The organism is Bacillus sp. AFS017336 (assembly GCF_002555445.1).
Lineage (GTDB): Bacteria > Bacillota > Bacilli > Bacillales > Bacillaceae_G > Gottfriedia.
On record NZ_NUCO01000126.1, the window covers coordinates 1 to 264 of the forward strand.

1 protein-coding gene is annotated in these 264 nt (G+C 62.1%); it reads right to left on the reverse strand.

The genetic code is table 11. From position 1 onward, the window contains the following. Nucleotides 1–264 (reverse strand): L,D-transpeptidase family protein (locus tag CN601_RS22375; RefSeq protein WP_179865658.1); only part of this gene is annotated, 264 nt, incomplete at both ends.

A 264-nucleotide genomic window follows, 5' to 3' on the forward strand; every position in this document is an offset into this window, starting at 1 on the left:
ATGCCGGACCATGTCAGCCGCTGCATGAACGGCATCGGCGCGCCGGAGTAGATGTTGGACTCGTGGTAGGTCTGCTTCTCGATCACAGAGAAGATGCCGCTGGGCGTGGTGTGGCCGGACTTTCCGCTCGATATCTTCGACGTGGCGATGACGTCGGTTCCGTCATAGACGGCCAGCGATTGCTTGCTCTTGGAAACGAAGATCTGTAGCGCCCGCGCGTCCGTGGCGAACGCGGGATGCACGAGGGCGGTGGCCGACAGCAAG